Genomic DNA, 13,299 nt, shown 5'->3' with positions numbered 1-13,299 from the left:
ACCCCAATGAACGCACTGAACGATTCCTTTCTTTCCGGCGCCGGCACCGGCTTGCTGCGCCTGATCACGGCGGGTTCCGTCGACGACGGCAAGTCCACGTTGATCGGCCGCCTGCTCTATGACAGCAAGGGCGTGTTCGCCGACCAGCTCGATGCAATTTCGCGCGCCAAGCACAAGCGGGTGGCGGGCGACGGCATCGATTTTTCGCTGCTGACCGACGGCCTGGAGGCCGAGCGGGAGCAGGGCATCACCATCGACGTGGCCTACCGCTACTTCTCCACGCCCGCGCGCAAATTCATCATCGCCGACGCGCCCGGGCACGAGCAGTACACGCGCAACATGGTGACCGGTGCCTCGACCGCCGACGTCGCCGTCATCCTGATCGACGCGACGCGCGCCGCCGATGGCAAGCTGCTGCCGCAGACCAAGCGGCACAGCACCATCGCGCGCCTGTTGGGCATACGCCATATCGTGGTTGCCGTGAACAAGATGGACCTGGTGGACTGGGACCGTGCGGTGTTCGAACGCATCCGCGACGCCTATGCGGATCTGGCGGGCAAGCTGGGCATCGCGCATTTCGATGCGCTGCCTCTGTCGGCGCTCAATGGCGATAACGTCGTCACGCTGTCGCCGAAGACCCCGTGGTACGAGGGGCCGCCCTTGCTGACCTTGCTGGAGTCCCTGGACCTGGCGGGCGACGGCCGGGCCTTGCCGCTGCGCTTTCCGGTGCAATGGGTGGCGCGCCACGATGGTGACCGCAAGGAGGACTTCCGGGGCTATGCCGGTCGCGTGGCCAGCGGCGTGCTGCGTCCGGGCGATGAGGTCACGGTGCAGCCGTCCGGCGTGACGGCGGTGGTGCGCGAAGTGCGTGCCTTTGACCGCGCGCTGGAAGTAGCGGTGGCGGGCGACTCGATCACGCTGGTGCTGGATCGGGATGTGGATGTGTCGCGCGGCGACGTGATCGTGCATGCGTCCGCGCCCGCGCAGGTGTCGCGCGAATTCGAGGCCGAGCTGTGCTGGCTGGATTCGCAGGCCTTGAATCCGGCGCGCAAGTACCTGCTCAAGTCGGGCACGCGGTTGACGTCGGCAAAGATACGCGCGGTGCTGTCGCATCGCGATATCCACGAACTGCAGGAAGTGGAGAACACCGAAGGCACTTTGCGCATGAACGATATCGGCCGCGTGTCGTTCACCACGCGCGAGTCGTTGGCGGTCGATCGCTACGATGATGTGCCCGCGACCGGCGCGTTCATTCTGATCGACGAGGCCACCCATCAGACCGCGGCGGCGGGAATGCTGCGATAAGGGAGAGAGGCTGGAAAACAACGGACCCCGAGCCGTTCCCGTGCTGTTGTTTTTCTTCCAAAGCCAATGCTGGCGCGGGTTTGCTGGGCATATCGCCTGGTGAAAACGATTTGTTCAGCCGTTGTCTTCGTCTTGCGGTAAAGTTGGGTTGTCTTACGAAAAGGCTTTTGGTGCTTGTCAAAACCACTGTGTTTTTGTACAGTAGTTTTCATGGCACGCACCGATCATTCTTTTCCCGCCGGTTCTGGGTCCCCGGCTGCCGCCCCCGCCGCCTTGCGCGGTCGGGGTGCGGTTACTAATGTTCGGCATCGCTTTCAGCGCGATGACCGTGTGCAGGTAGACGATGGCTGGTCCTCGTCCGGCTTGCCCGCCGATTTCGTAGATTCCGTCCCCGATAATTCCCCCGACGAACCGCGCTCCCGCGACGCCGTCATTCCCATCCTGCCCGACACGCGCTGCGCGCCGCCCGCACCCAAGACCACGGTCACGGCGGAAGAGGCGCGCAAGATGCTGTCGCGCAACGATTCCCCCGATATCCCCTTTGACGTGGCGGTCAACCCTTACCGGGGGTGCGAGCATGGCTGCGTGTATTGCTACGCCCGGCCCACGCATTCCTACCTGGGTTACTCCCCCGGGCTGGACTTCGAGACGCGGCTGGTGGCCAAGGCGAACGCCGTCCAAGCCCTGCGCGCCGAACTCAGCCGCCCGGGCTACAAGCCGTCGCCCATCAACATCGGTTCGGCCACGGACGCCTACCAGCCCATCGAACGCGACTGGCGCCTGACGCGCGGCCTGCTTGAACTCATGCTGGAAACCCGGCATCCCGTCACCATCGTCACAAAGAACGCGCTGGTTGCCCGCGACCTGGACCTGCTGGCCGCCTTGGCCGAACAGAATCTCGTGGTGGTCTACATCAGCATCACCACGCTGGATGCCGGCATGGCGCGCACGCTGGAGCCCCGCGCCGCCGCTCCGTGGCGCCGCCTGGAGGCCGTGCGCAGCCTGACGGACGCCGGAGTGCCGGTGGGTGTGCTGGTGGCCCCCATCATTCCGTTCATCAACGACGAATCCATGGAGCACATCCTCCAGGAATCCAAGGCGGCGGGGGCGCATTACGCCAGCTATACCGTCCTGCGCCTGCCCTGGGAGGTCAAGACCCTGTTCGAGGACTGGCTCAACGCGCATTACCCGGATCGGGCCCAGCGCGTGCTGCATCGCATTGAAGACCTGCGCAACGGCCGCCGCAATGATCCGAATTTCGGCTCCCGCATGCGCGGCACCGGCATCTGGGCCGACCTGCTGCGCCAGCGCTTCGCCGTGGCCACCCGCAAGCTGGGGCTCAATCGCCACCGGCTGGCGCTGGATTGCGACCATTTCCGGCCCCCCGCTGGCCCTGGAGCCTCCTCGCCGTTGTTCGAGGCCGACGCCGCGGCCGGGTCCGCCCCGGCACCCGTCGCCGGCTCCGGGCCGGCTTCTTCCGATTTCCTATCCCCGGTTGGCGCGCAAGCGTCTTCAGGGGTCCCTTTTCCTGGTGGTTTGCCCGCGGTCAGCGGCGCATACGGGCGCGGTGCGCGCCAGTTGCGCGCCATGGCGGCCGGCCAGTTGTCATTGTTCGATTGACCGCAGGCTGCTGTTGCCTCGGGCGCATGCCAAGGCGTTTCGCCATGGCGTTGGAACGTTTATCCAAGGAGTTCCCATGAACACCGCTGATTTTTCCGTCTTGTCGGATGAGCTTGTCGTCTCGTTGAACCCGGTGCGCCGCGGCGTGCATCGCGCCCGCGCCTTCTGCTCCAGGCTGGCCGGACTGGCCATGCCCTGGGACGCGTCCGCAGCTGGCGTTCCGTCCCGCCATCGGGTGCGTTCCGGCTCGACGCCTGCCCGTTGGCCGTTCCCGCCCGCTCCCGTCGAAGACGACGCACTGACGGGCAATGCCGTGGTTGCCCCGGCGGCTCCGGTTGCGGCGCCCCTCAAGCCCGCCATGCCCGCGGCGCCAGCCGTCCGCGACCATTGCCTGGGCGATGCCACCGTTGAACCGGTATCGAATCAGGTCACCATGAAGGCGATGGTGACGGACGTGGTGCTGGTGCTCGCCTGGGGCGCCATGATCCCCGGCCTGATGTGGCTGGGCGTAGCCGGCGGCTTCTAAGCGATTGACGAATAAGTGTTTGTTGGCAATGCCTGGTGGCCGAACGGCCTTCAGCTCGACCCCAGCAGGATCACACCCGCCAGGATGGACAGGCAGCCGGCCAGCCGGCCAGGCCCGACCTTCTCGCGCAGCAGGAACATGCCGGCCAGGGTGCCCAGCATCATGGACATCTCGCGCGCAGGCGCAACCAGGCTGAGCGGGGCGCCGTTGCGCAGCGCATACAGCACCAGGATATAGCCCAGCGGCGACAGGAATCCCACCGCCAGCGCCAGGTGCCAGTGACCGCGCATGGATTCCCAGGCCTGGGTACGGCGGCGCAGCATGTGCGGCGTCATCATGGTGGTACGGGTCACGCAGGTGAACCAGTCGAACAGCACCGGGCTGATCAGCAACACTTTCACGCCGTACGCGTCCACCACCGTATAGGCGGCGATGAACAGGCCGATCACCACGCCCCAGCGCACGCCCACCCAGGCCTGTGCATGCTTGAAGATGGCCAGCCGCCCTTGGGTGGCGATCAGAAGCACGCCGATCACCACGCATAACATGCCAACAATGCCGGTGCTGGTGGCGGGTTCGCCCAGCAGCAGGAACGCACCCGTCGTGGAAAGCAGGGGGCCGGTGCCGCGCGCGATGGGATAGACCACCGACAGATCGGCCACCTGATAGCCGCGCTGCAGGCACAGGCTGTAGCCCAGATGCAACAAACTGGACGTCAGAATGGCGCCGACAACGGGCCAGGTCCACGTCATGCCGTCATGAAGCAGCACCCAGATCACCCAGGGCGCATAGAGCACCGAGGCGCACAAGCCATAGGCGAAGACAAAGGGGGCGCCCACCATGGCCGCCCGCTTGGCTAACAGGTTCCACGTTGCGTGGGCCATCGCCGCCAGGACGACCAATATCAGGGACGAGTACGACATGGGGGAACAGCGTCAGATGACGTGTTTGTTACAGAAAGGTGAAGGGTACCGCAAAGCGCACGGAAGGGGCTCATGTTACCCGAGGCTCAGGCGAATTTTTGGTGTAGAATCATTGGTTTGCCAAATCTCATCCTCTGCTTGCGGCACGAGCATTGCACGAAAACCCATCGGGTCGGCTGCAATGCACACGCGGATAGCCTGATGTGGCCCGGCTCTTTAATTGGTGTGCAGGTTCAAATCAGCTGATGCGAACCGGGTGCCAGTCGGGAGCCGCCACGTGAAAGCCCGCGTGAACAACATCGAACGGCAAAAGTTTTAGTCCGCAAAGACATGATGATCTAGGAGTTCTAATGAACCTCATCGCTATCCTGGAACAGGAAGAAATTGCCCGTCTGACCGGCGGTCAAGCCAAGCCTGAATTTGCTCCTGGTGACACCGTCATCGTGAGTGTGAACGTCGTTGAAGGCACCCGCAAGCGCGTGCAGGCTTTCGAAGGCGTTGTCATCGCCAAGCGCAACCGCGGCCTGAACTCCGCGTTCACCGTGCGCAAGATTTCGTCGGGTGAAGCCGTGGAACGTACGTTCCAGCTGTACTCGCCGCAAATCGCCGGCATCGAAGTCAAGCGCCGCGGCGACGTGCGCCGCGCCAAGCTGTACTACCTGCGCTTCCGCTCGGGCAAGTCGGCACGTATCAAGGAAAAGCTGGTCAGCAAGCAAGCCTCGGCGGCTTGATCGCTTATCGGCACACGGCCCTGCCAGTGTCGGACGCTCACGCCAACCCGCGTTTCCGTCCGGCACAGGTTTCCGGGTTAAAAAGGCACCTGCGAGGGTGCCTTTTTCTTTTTACAAAGCCGTATGTCTGATTCCTCGTATTCCGCGCGGCCCAAGCGGCCGCTGGCGCGTCCGGGCTTTGACCCGGCGACGCAACCGTGGGTGGTGGCCAACGAGTCCTTGCCGGCCGTGCCCTCCAGCCTGCTTACCCCGGATTCCCTGCGGGGGACGCTGAGCCAGCCGTCCACCTGGATGCTGGAGCTTTCGCGCGACAACGATTTGCGCTATCCGGGGCGCGAAGGCACGCCTGTGCCCGCCGCGGTGCTGATTCCGCTGGTGACGCGAGACAACGGCGTGCATATCATGCTGACGCAGCGCGCCGCGCATCTGCACGATCACGCGGGCCAGATCAGCTTTCCGGGCGGGCGCATCGAGACCAGCGATTCCACGCCCGTGGCCGCGGCGCTGCGCGAGGCGCAGGAAGAAACGGGCTTGCCCTCGAACCATGTGGAAGTGCTGGGCAGTATGCCTCCCTATCTGACGGCTACGGGGTTTTCGATCGTCCCGGTGGTGTCGCTGGTGCGTCCGGGCTTTCATCTGGCGCCCGATGCCTTCGAGGTGGCCGAGGTGTTCGAGGTGCCGCTGTCCTTCCTGATGGACCCCGCCAATCATCGCCTGTATGAAGCCAGGCTGGACGATGGCCGGGTGCGCCACTACTACGGCATGCCCTACGGCAAGCATTTCATCTGGGGTGCCACCGCGGGCATGCTGCGCAATCTTTACCATCTGCTGCGCCACGGCTTCACGCCGCGCTGATTCCGCGCAACGCCTGGCGTTGCGCCGCGTCATGAATGAAGACGGCCCCGAAAGGGGCCGTATCTACTGGCGCGGGCAGACCGGCGGGAAGGATCAGTAGCGCTGCTGGCCCGCCAGGTTTTCTTCCAGGATGCGCTCGTACAGGGCGTAGCGCGCCGGATCTATCCTGCCGGCCTGCAATGCCGCGACCACGCCGCAGCCTGGCTCATGACGATGGGAGCAGTTGTAGAAACGGCACTCTTCGATGGGCTGCGTGAATTCCGGAAAGCCGCGGATGATGTCTTCGCGGGTCAGGTGTTGCAGCCCGAAGGCCTGGAATCCGGGGGAGTCGATCAGGTCCCCGCCGGGATCGGGCAGGTGGTAGAGCCGCGTGCTGGTCGTGGTGTGCTTGCCCATGTCCAGCGCGGTCGAGTGCTCGCGGGTGGCGGCGGCAGCGTCGGGCACCAGCACGTTGAGCAGTGTGGACTTACCCATGCCGCTCTGGCCCAGCAGCAGGCTGGTGCGCCCGGCCAGGCGCGGCGCCAGCAGGGCCTGGACCTTTTCAGGTTCCAGCGCGCTCAGTTCGATCACGTCCACCCCCAGCGCGGCGATGGGCGCCAGGCGCGCGCGCGCGGCCGGCAACTCATCCGCCAGGTCCGTCTTGTTCAGGATGATCAGCGGCGAAATGCCCGCGCTCCATGCGCCCGCCAGCGCGCGGCCGGTGAGATCGTCGGAAAAGGTGGGCCGCACGGCGATCACGATCAGCAGCTGGTCCACGTTGGACGCAAATTGCTTGGAACGCATTTCGTCGGAACGGAACAGCAGGTTGCTGCGCGGCAGGATGGCGTCGATGGCGCCTTCGTCCTTGCCCTGGGGCGTGATCCGCACGCGGTCGCCCACGGCGGCGCCGGCTTTCTTGCCCCGCGGGAAGCACTTGCGCAATGCGCCGTCCGCGAGCTCCACGGTGTAGTGACGCCCATGGGCGGCGATGATGCGGCCTTCCATGGGGTCGCGCTTGGGCAGGCCCTCGTATTGGGCGACTGGCGGTGAGGTCTTGGACTTGCGCGGCGCGCTCATGCGGCAGGCGCCATCAGGTGGCGGATGCGCACGGCGGCGGGGGGGTGGCTATCGTAGAAGGCGGAATGCACAGGGTCGGGGGTCAGCGTTGCGGCGTTGTCGTCGTAGAGTTTGACCAGTGCGGATACCAGGCGTTCCGGCGAACTCTGTTCGGCCGCATAGCGGTCGGCTTCGAATTCGTCGCGGCGCGAGTACCAACTGGCCAACGGCGTGAACATGAAGGTGAATACAGGGATGACAAGGAAGAACAGCAGCAGCGCCATGGCATCATTGCGCCCGCCCAGCTGCGGCAGGACGCCCAGTCCCACATAGAACCAGGACTGCTGGGCGATCCATCCCAGGATGGCGAAGAATACCAGCGCGGCGCCAAAGCTGAAGACAATGCGCTTGATGATGTGGCGCTTGGCGAAATGGCCCAGTTCATGCGCCAGCACCGCTTCGATCTCGTCGGCGTTCAGGCGGGCCAGCAAGGTGTCGAAGAACACGATGCGGCGCGAACGGCCGAAACCCGTGAAGTAGGCGTTGCCATGGGCGGAGCGGCGCGATCCGTCCATCACGAACAGCCCGTTCAAGGCAAAGCCGCAACGCTGCGCCAGGCGCTGGATGCGTCCGGCCAGTTCGGGGTCGGACAGTGGCGTGAACTTGTTGAAGAGCGGGGCGATGAACATCGGGTAGATGATCAGCAGCGCCAGGTTGAATACCGTCCAGAGGGCCCAGGCCCAGACCCACCAGTACGCGCCGGCGCTGCCCATCAGCCAGAGCACCGCCGCGGCCAGAGGCAGGCCCAGCACCGCCGCGACCAGCAGACCCTTCAGGGCGTCGGCGATGAACAGCGCGGGCGTCATGCGGTTGAATCCGAAGCGCGCCTCCAGTTTGAACTGCCGCCATAGCGTGAAGGGCAGGCCGAGCAGCCCCAGCACCAGCGCCACCACCACCAGCAGCAGCATCTGCCGCACGAAGTCGTTGCTGGTAAGCTGGCTTACCAGCAGGTCGATGAATTGCAGGCCGCCCATCAGGGTCAGGCATACCAGCAGGATTGCGTCGTAGGTACGTTCAAGCATGCCCAGCTTGACCCGCGCCACCGTGTAGTCGGCCGCGCGCTGATGGCTGGCCAGCCCGATGCGATGGGAGAATTCCGATGGCACCTCGCCCCGATTGCGGGCGACGTGGCGGATCTGGCGCGAGGCCAGCCACATGCGCACGGCGATATCGGTCAGCAGAAAGGCAACGAACAGCAGTGTGAACATGGGCGATGCGGTTTGCTCAAGAAGGGATGTGCGAAAATCGCGTGTTTTATAGGCAAATTATATGGCTGCGAACGAAAACCGCCTGGTATGGCTCGACATGGAAATGACCGGGCTGGACCCTGAGAAAGAACGCATTATCGAAGTCGCCGTCGTGGTGACCGAGCCCGATCTCACGGTCGTGGCCGAAGGCCCCGTGCTGGTGGTGCACCAGCCCGACAGCCTGCTCGACGCCATGGACAACTGGAACAAATCCACCCACGGCAAGAGCGGCCTGATCGACAAGGTGAAGGCGTCCACGGTATCCGAGGCGCAGGCAGAGGATACGCTGTTGGCGTTTCTGGCGCAGCATGTGCCGGCCGGCAAGTCCCCGATGTGCGGTAACACGATCAGCCAGGACCGCCGGTTCATGTTTGCTTACATGCCGCGCCTGGAGCAGTTCTTCCACTACCGCAACCTGGATGTCAGCACGCTGAAGGAATTGGCGCGCCGCTGGGCCCCGGCCGTCTACAAGGGCTTCGAGAAAAAGAGCCGTCACGAAGCGCTGGCCGACATCTACGAATCCATCGATGAACTCAAGTACTACCGCGAGCATTTCCTGAAGCTGTGACGTCTTCCGTCACCGGTTGATCAGGTGTCTAGCCCCGGGGCGTCCATGCTGTCCTATCCCGTTGCCGCCATCCGCCATGCCGAACGGCTCGCCCTGGAGCAAGGGAGGGCGCTGATGCCGCTGGCCGGCGCGGCCGCCGCCCGATTCGCCGCCCAGCGCTTCCCGTCTGGCACGCACGTGCTGGCGTTGGCTGGTCCCGGCAACAATGGCGGCGACGCCATGGAAGCCGCCGCCCGGCTGCGCGATCAAGGATTCGATGTGCGGGTGCTGCTGCCCGCCGGGCCCAGCAAGCTTCCGGCCGACGCTGCTCGCGCCTATGCCGGCTGGCTTGCCGCGGGCGGGACCGTCCAGGCGGCGCTGACCGAGGGCGAGATTCCAGGCCTGGTCATGGACGGTCTGTTCGGCATCGGCTTGAACCGGCCTCTGGGCGCGGAATGGCAGGCGCTGGTCGATACCGTGAATGGCTGGCGGGCGCCGGTGCTGGCGCTGGACGTGCCCAGCGGAATCGATGCCGATACCGGTGCCGCCCTGGGAAGGCCGATACGGGCCCGCTGGACCCTATCCTTTATTGCGCCTGCCAGAGGCGTGGCGTTGCCGGGACCCGGCCGCGACGCGGCGGGAGAACTCCACGTGGACACCCTGGGCGTGACGATGCCCCCCGCCAGCGACGGAATCCTTTAGCCCGGCCGACCGCCAAAGCGGGATTCCACTTCCGCCGCCAATGGCGAATAGCGCTCATTGTCCTGTCCAGCCAGGGCATTCAGGTGCGTTTCCGACGCGTCGAAAACCCTCCAGTAGATACGGCCGCACAATTCGCGCGCGGCGTGCCCCGGCCAGTTGTCGGGCAGCATGGGCGCGGGCAACTGGGGATCGTGCAGGACGATCCGGCGCCAGTTGTGCAACAGCATGACCCGGACCGTGAAAGCCTCGGACGGCGTGGCGGCGTCCTCCAGCAGTTTTTCCAGCGGTCCGAAATTCCGCGAGAACTGCCGGTACTGCTCGGCCACGTCGTCCAGGTTCCAGCACTGTGACGCCAGGCTGGCGATGGGCAGGCCGCCCGCACCGGCCAGGTCGCGGGCCGACAGCACCAGGGCGCGGTCCGGGATGCCCAGCTTGTCCAGGATGTCGTGCGCCGCGCGCGCCTCGGTGTGCGGGTGCGCGAACAGGCCCGGCGCAATCATGCCAAACCCTTCCCAGATCAGCTCGCGGCGCAGTTCGCCGCGTTCAGCCAGGCCGTTGCCCGAGCGCGGCAGCGCGACCAGCGTCCATTCACCGTTCCAGTCCTTGGCCGCACCTTCATAGATGCGCTGCGAGGCGTGCGAGGTGTAGCGCGCGCCCTGTTCCGAAATCAGGTAGAGGCTGCGCCGGCCATGCCGCTCCGACTGCAGCCAGTTCTGCGCGACCAGGCGGAAGACGCTGGTGCGCAGCAGGCGCTCATTGATTCCCAGCGGGGCCAGCAGCTCGATCAGGCTGCCCAGCCAGATGGCGCCGCCATGGGGGGCCAGTGCGTCCCCCAGCAAACTGACGCAGAGCGATTTTGCACGGGGCGGATCGCTTTTCAACAAGCGGGACAGGAAGCGGTCCAGGGGGGACTGAGGGTTTGCCATAAGGGGGGCCGCAAGGGGCCGGTATCGGGATCCTCAATATGATACATAAATCCAATGTGATACAGATTTGAGTTTGACAATGAATTTTTTGTATTAAATAATCCTCCTATGACATGACGGCACTGCGGAGCGTTTGCCTTGCGTTTTCGCAAACCGTCTCAAGGAGACAAACATGTACGCTCAACTCGTCGAAACCGGCGTCAAGCAGGTCAAGACCGCGGACCAGCTCGAAGGCCTGGAACAGACGTTCCAGCGACGCATCGACGACGGCGTCCGCATCGAAGCCAAGGACTGGATGCCCGAGGCCTATCGCAAGACGCTGGTGCGCCAGATCTCGCAGCACGCGCACTCGGAAATCGTCGGCATGTTGCCCGAAGGCAACTGGATCACCCGCGCGCCCTCGCTCAAGCGCAAGGCCATCCTGCTGGCCAAGGTGCAGGACGAGGCGGGCCACGGGCTGTACCTGTACAGCGCCGCCGAAACACTGGGCGTGTCGCGCGACGACCTGATCGACGACCTGCATGCCGGCCGCGCCAAGTATTCCAGCATCTTCAACTACCCCACGCTCAGCTGGGCCGACATCGGCATGATCGGCTGGCTGGTCGACGGCTCCGCGATCATCAACCAGATCCCGTTGTGCCGCTGTTCCTATGGTCCCTATGCGCGGGCCATGGTGCGCGTCTGTAAGGAAGAGTCCTTCCACCAGCGCCAGGGCTACGACCTGCTCATGCAGATGTGCCTGCACGGCACGCCCGAACAGAAGGCCATGGTCCAGGACTCGCTGAACCGCTGGTGGTGGCCTGCCCTGATGATGTTCGGCCCGTCCGACGCGGACTCGCCCAACAGCGCCCAGTCCATGGCCTGGAAGATCAAGCTCTTCTCCAACGACGAGCTGCGCCAGAAGATGGTGGACCAGACCGTGCCGCAGGCCGAGTACCTGGGCCTGACTGTCCCGGATCCCGCCCTGAAGTGGAACGCCGAACGCGGCCACTATGACTTCGGCGAGATCGACTGGAGCGAGTTCTACGCGGTGCTCAAGGGCAATGGCCCCTGCAACCGCGAACGCCTGGCTGCGCGCGTCAAGGCGCACGAGGACGGCGCCTGGGTGCGCGACGCGCTCGTCGCCTACGCCGACAAGCAGGCCGAGCGCAAGGCCGCCTGAGCCGCGTTCCGACTTCAAGCTTCTTCATCATCAGAGACCGGTGCGCGCTCGGCGCGCCCGGCATTAGAGGAAATCCATCATGAGCAAAGACTGGCCTTTGTGGGAAGTCTTCATCCGCAGTCAGCACGGCCTGGCGCACAAGCACGTGGGCAGCCTGCACGCGTCCGACGCCGAAATGGCGATCAATCATGCGCGTGACGTCTACACCCGCCGCAATGAAGGTCTGAGCATCTGGGTGGTGCGCGCGTCCGACATCTCGGCCAGCAGCCCCGGCGACAAGGATCCGCTGTTCGAACCCGCCAACAGCAAGGTTTACCGGCATCCGACTTTTTTCCCGATGCCAGAAGAAATCAAGCACATGTAAGGCGCGGGGGGAGACATGGACAAGACATTCTTTGAGTACCTGCTGCGCCTGGGCGACTCGTCGCTCATCCTGTCGCAGCGCCTGGGCGCCTGGACCGGACACGGACCCATCCTGGAAGAGGACCTGGCGCTGACCAATACCGCGCTGGACCTGCTGGGCCAGGCCCGCATGTGGCTGACCCTGGCCGGCGAGGTCGAGGGCGCGGGCCGCGACGAAGACGCGCTGGCCTACCTGCGCGATACGCACCAGTTCCACAACGTGCTGCTGGTGGAGCGCGACAACGGCAACTACGCCGACACCATGGCGCGGCAGTTCCTGTTCGACGTCTGGCACTACTTCCTGCTTCAGCGGCTGGAGAAGTCCTCCGACGAGCGCGTGGCCGCCATCGCCGCCAAGTCGATCAAGGAAGTGACCTACCACGTGCGCCGCTCGTCGGACATGGTGGTGCGCCTGGGCGACGGCACCGCCGAAAGCCACGCCAAGATGCAGGCCGCCATCGACGACGCCTGGCGCTTTACCGGGGAACTGTTCGCCGACGACGCCATCGACCTGGACCTGGCCTCCCGCGGCATCGGCTGTGAGCTGTCCGCCCTGCGCCAGCCCTGGCTGGCGCATGTGCGCGAAGTGCTCCAGGAAGCCACCATGACCGTGCCGGAAGAAACGGCCGCGAACCATCTGGCGTACCGCGGCGGCCGTCAGGGCAGGCACACCGAAGCGCTGGGCTACGTGCTGGCCGAGATGCAGCACCTGCAGCGCGCCTATCCCGGAGCAACGTGGTGAACGCGCTTGCGCCCATTTCCGCCGACCAGGTCTACGCCTGGCTGCAAGAGGTTCCGGATCCGGAGATCCCCGTGCTGTCCGTGGTGGATCTGGGCGTGGTGCGCGACGTGTCCTGGGACGGCGGCGCCTGTGTCGTGGTCATCACGCCCACGTATTCCGGCTGCCCCGCCATGCGCGAGATCACGCAGGATATCCAGCAGACGCTGGGGCGCCATGGCATCGGCGAGGTCCGTGTCGAAACCCGCCTGGCTCCCGCCTGGACGACCGACTGGATGAGCGAGAAGGGGCGCGAGGCGCTCAAGGACTACGGCATAGCCGCGCCCGCCGAACGCGCCATCGACATCTCGGGCATCAGCCGCCGGGCCACCGGTCCCGCCATCGCGTGTCCGCGCTGCGGTTCGCGCGAGACGCGCCTGGTCAGCAACTTCGGCTCAACATCGTGCAAGGCGCTGTACCGCTGCGTGTCTTGCCGCGAGCCCTTCGATTATTTCAAGACTCACTGAGAGTGGTTTCGAG

At 65.1% G+C, this 13,299-nt stretch carries 16 protein-coding genes; 11 read left to right on the top strand and 5 right to left on the bottom strand.

Going from position 1 to position 13,299, the window contains the following annotated elements; translation table 11 throughout:
- Window positions 1–6: 6 nt before the first annotated feature.
- Window positions 7–1,305: a sulfate adenylyltransferase subunit 1 gene (locus HLG70_RS14270; RefSeq protein WP_171663376.1), complete on the top strand. Its 1,299-nt coding sequence runs from the start codon at window positions 7–9 to the stop codon at window positions 1,303–1,305.
- Here HLG70_RS14270 and HLG70_RS14265 read toward each other — a convergent pair.
- Complete coding sequence (locus HLG70_RS14265; RefSeq protein ID WP_171663375.1) at window positions 1,275–1,517, bottom strand: hypothetical protein; 243 nt, start codon at window positions 1,515–1,517, stop codon at window positions 1,275–1,277. The two genes, HLG70_RS14270 and HLG70_RS14265, sit on opposite strands and share 31 nt — an antisense overlap.
- Between HLG70_RS14265 and HLG70_RS14260 the strand changes: the two genes are divergently transcribed.
- Both HLG70_RS14260 and HLG70_RS14255 read left to right on the top strand, forming a co-directional pair.
- Complete coding sequence (locus HLG70_RS14260) at window positions 1,516–2,925, top strand: PA0069 family radical SAM protein (RefSeq protein WP_419144772.1); 1,410 nt, start codon at window positions 1,516–1,518, stop codon at window positions 2,923–2,925. The genes HLG70_RS14265 and HLG70_RS14260 overlap by 2 nt on opposite strands.
- A gap of 76 nt (window positions 2,926–3,001) precedes the next feature.
- Window positions 3,002–3,451 carry a hypothetical protein gene (locus HLG70_RS14255; RefSeq protein WP_171663374.1) on the top strand — a complete coding sequence of 150 codons (450 nt, stop codon included), beginning with the start codon at window positions 3,002–3,004 and terminating at the stop codon, window positions 3,449–3,451.
- A gap of 50 nt (window positions 3,452–3,501) precedes the next feature.
- Here HLG70_RS14255 and HLG70_RS14250 read toward each other — a convergent pair whose 3' ends face one another.
- The gene (locus tag HLG70_RS14250; protein WP_171663373.1) at window positions 3,502–4,374 is read right to left on the bottom strand and encodes a DMT family transporter; all 873 of its coding nucleotides are present in this window, start codon (window positions 4,372–4,374) and stop codon (window positions 3,502–3,504) included.
- Between the two features lie 350 nt (window positions 4,375–4,724).
- Between HLG70_RS14250 and rplS the strand changes: the two genes are divergently transcribed.
- Window positions 4,725–5,105 carry a 50S ribosomal protein L19 gene (gene rplS / locus HLG70_RS14245; protein WP_057284957.1) on the top strand — a complete coding sequence of 127 codons (381 nt, stop codon included), beginning with the start codon at window positions 4,725–4,727 and terminating at the stop codon, window positions 5,103–5,105.
- Window positions 5,106–5,228: 123 nt separating this feature from the next.
- Window positions 5,229–5,960: a CoA pyrophosphatase gene (locus tag HLG70_RS14240; protein WP_171663372.1), complete on the top strand. Its 732-nt coding sequence runs from the start codon at window positions 5,229–5,231 to the stop codon at window positions 5,958–5,960.
- 93 nt (window positions 5,961–6,053) lie between these two features.
- Here the strand turns inward: HLG70_RS14240 and rsgA are convergent, their stop codons facing one another.
- Together rsgA and HLG70_RS14230 are read right to left on the bottom strand one after the other, a co-directional pair.
- The gene (gene rsgA / locus HLG70_RS14235; RefSeq protein WP_171663419.1) at window positions 6,054–6,944 is read right to left on the bottom strand and encodes a ribosome small subunit-dependent GTPase A; all 891 of its coding nucleotides are present in this window, start codon (window positions 6,942–6,944) and stop codon (window positions 6,054–6,056) included.
- Between the two features lie 68 nt (window positions 6,945–7,012).
- Window positions 7,013–8,263: a M48 family metallopeptidase gene (locus HLG70_RS14230; RefSeq protein WP_171663371.1), complete on the bottom strand. Its 1,251-nt coding sequence runs from the start codon at window positions 8,261–8,263 to the stop codon at window positions 7,013–7,015.
- Between the two features lie 61 nt (window positions 8,264–8,324).
- On the opposite strand from HLG70_RS14230, the gene orn reads away from it, so the two are divergent.
- Both orn and HLG70_RS14220 read left to right on the top strand, forming a co-directional pair.
- Window positions 8,325–8,870 (top strand): oligoribonuclease, encoded by a 546-nt coding sequence (gene orn, locus HLG70_RS14225; protein ID WP_171663370.1) that lies wholly within the window; start codon window positions 8,325–8,327, stop codon window positions 8,868–8,870.
- Between the two features lie 45 nt (window positions 8,871–8,915).
- Entirely contained in the window at window positions 8,916–9,551 is a 636-nt protein-coding gene (locus HLG70_RS14220; RefSeq protein WP_171663369.1) for an NAD(P)H-hydrate epimerase, read from the top strand.
- On the opposite strand, the gene paaX is transcribed toward HLG70_RS14220, so the two are convergent.
- Window positions 9,548–10,477, bottom strand: a complete 930-nt coding sequence (paaX, locus tag HLG70_RS14215; RefSeq protein WP_171663368.1) for a phenylacetic acid degradation operon negative regulatory protein PaaX — start codon at window positions 10,475–10,477, stop codon at window positions 9,548–9,550. The genes HLG70_RS14220 and paaX overlap by 4 nt on opposite strands.
- 172 nt (window positions 10,478–10,649) lie before the next feature.
- On the opposite strand from paaX, the gene paaA reads away from it, so the two are divergent.
- The 4 genes from paaA (at window position 10,650) to paaD (ending at window position 13,286) form a co-directional block, all read left to right on the top strand.
- Window positions 10,650–11,639, top strand: a complete 990-nt coding sequence (gene paaA, locus HLG70_RS14210) for a 1,2-phenylacetyl-CoA epoxidase subunit PaaA (RefSeq protein ID WP_171663367.1) — start codon at window positions 10,650–10,652, stop codon at window positions 11,637–11,639.
- 79 nt (window positions 11,640–11,718) lie between these two features.
- On the top strand, window positions 11,719–12,003 hold the full coding sequence (paaB, locus tag HLG70_RS14205; RefSeq protein WP_013392438.1) for a 1,2-phenylacetyl-CoA epoxidase subunit PaaB: 285 nt from the start codon (window positions 11,719–11,721) through the stop codon (window positions 12,001–12,003).
- A 15-nt stretch (window positions 12,004–12,018) separates the two neighbouring features.
- Window positions 12,019–12,783: a 1,2-phenylacetyl-CoA epoxidase subunit PaaC gene (paaC, locus tag HLG70_RS14200; protein ID WP_171663366.1), complete on the top strand. Its 765-nt coding sequence runs from the start codon at window positions 12,019–12,021 to the stop codon at window positions 12,781–12,783.
- Entirely contained in the window at window positions 12,780–13,286 is a 507-nt protein-coding gene (gene paaD / locus HLG70_RS14195; protein WP_171663365.1) for a 1,2-phenylacetyl-CoA epoxidase subunit PaaD, read from the top strand. Before paaC ends, paaD begins: the two co-directional genes overlap by 4 nt.
- Window positions 13,287–13,299: the final 13 nt, after the last annotated feature.

The sequence above is a fragment of the Achromobacter deleyi genome, from assembly GCF_013116765.2.
Taxonomy (GTDB): Bacteria; Pseudomonadota; Gammaproteobacteria; order Burkholderiales; family Burkholderiaceae_B; genus Achromobacter; species Achromobacter deleyi_A.
The sequence above is the reverse complement of the archived record's forward strand: the minus strand, read 5'-3'. Positions and strand labels throughout refer to the sequence as shown.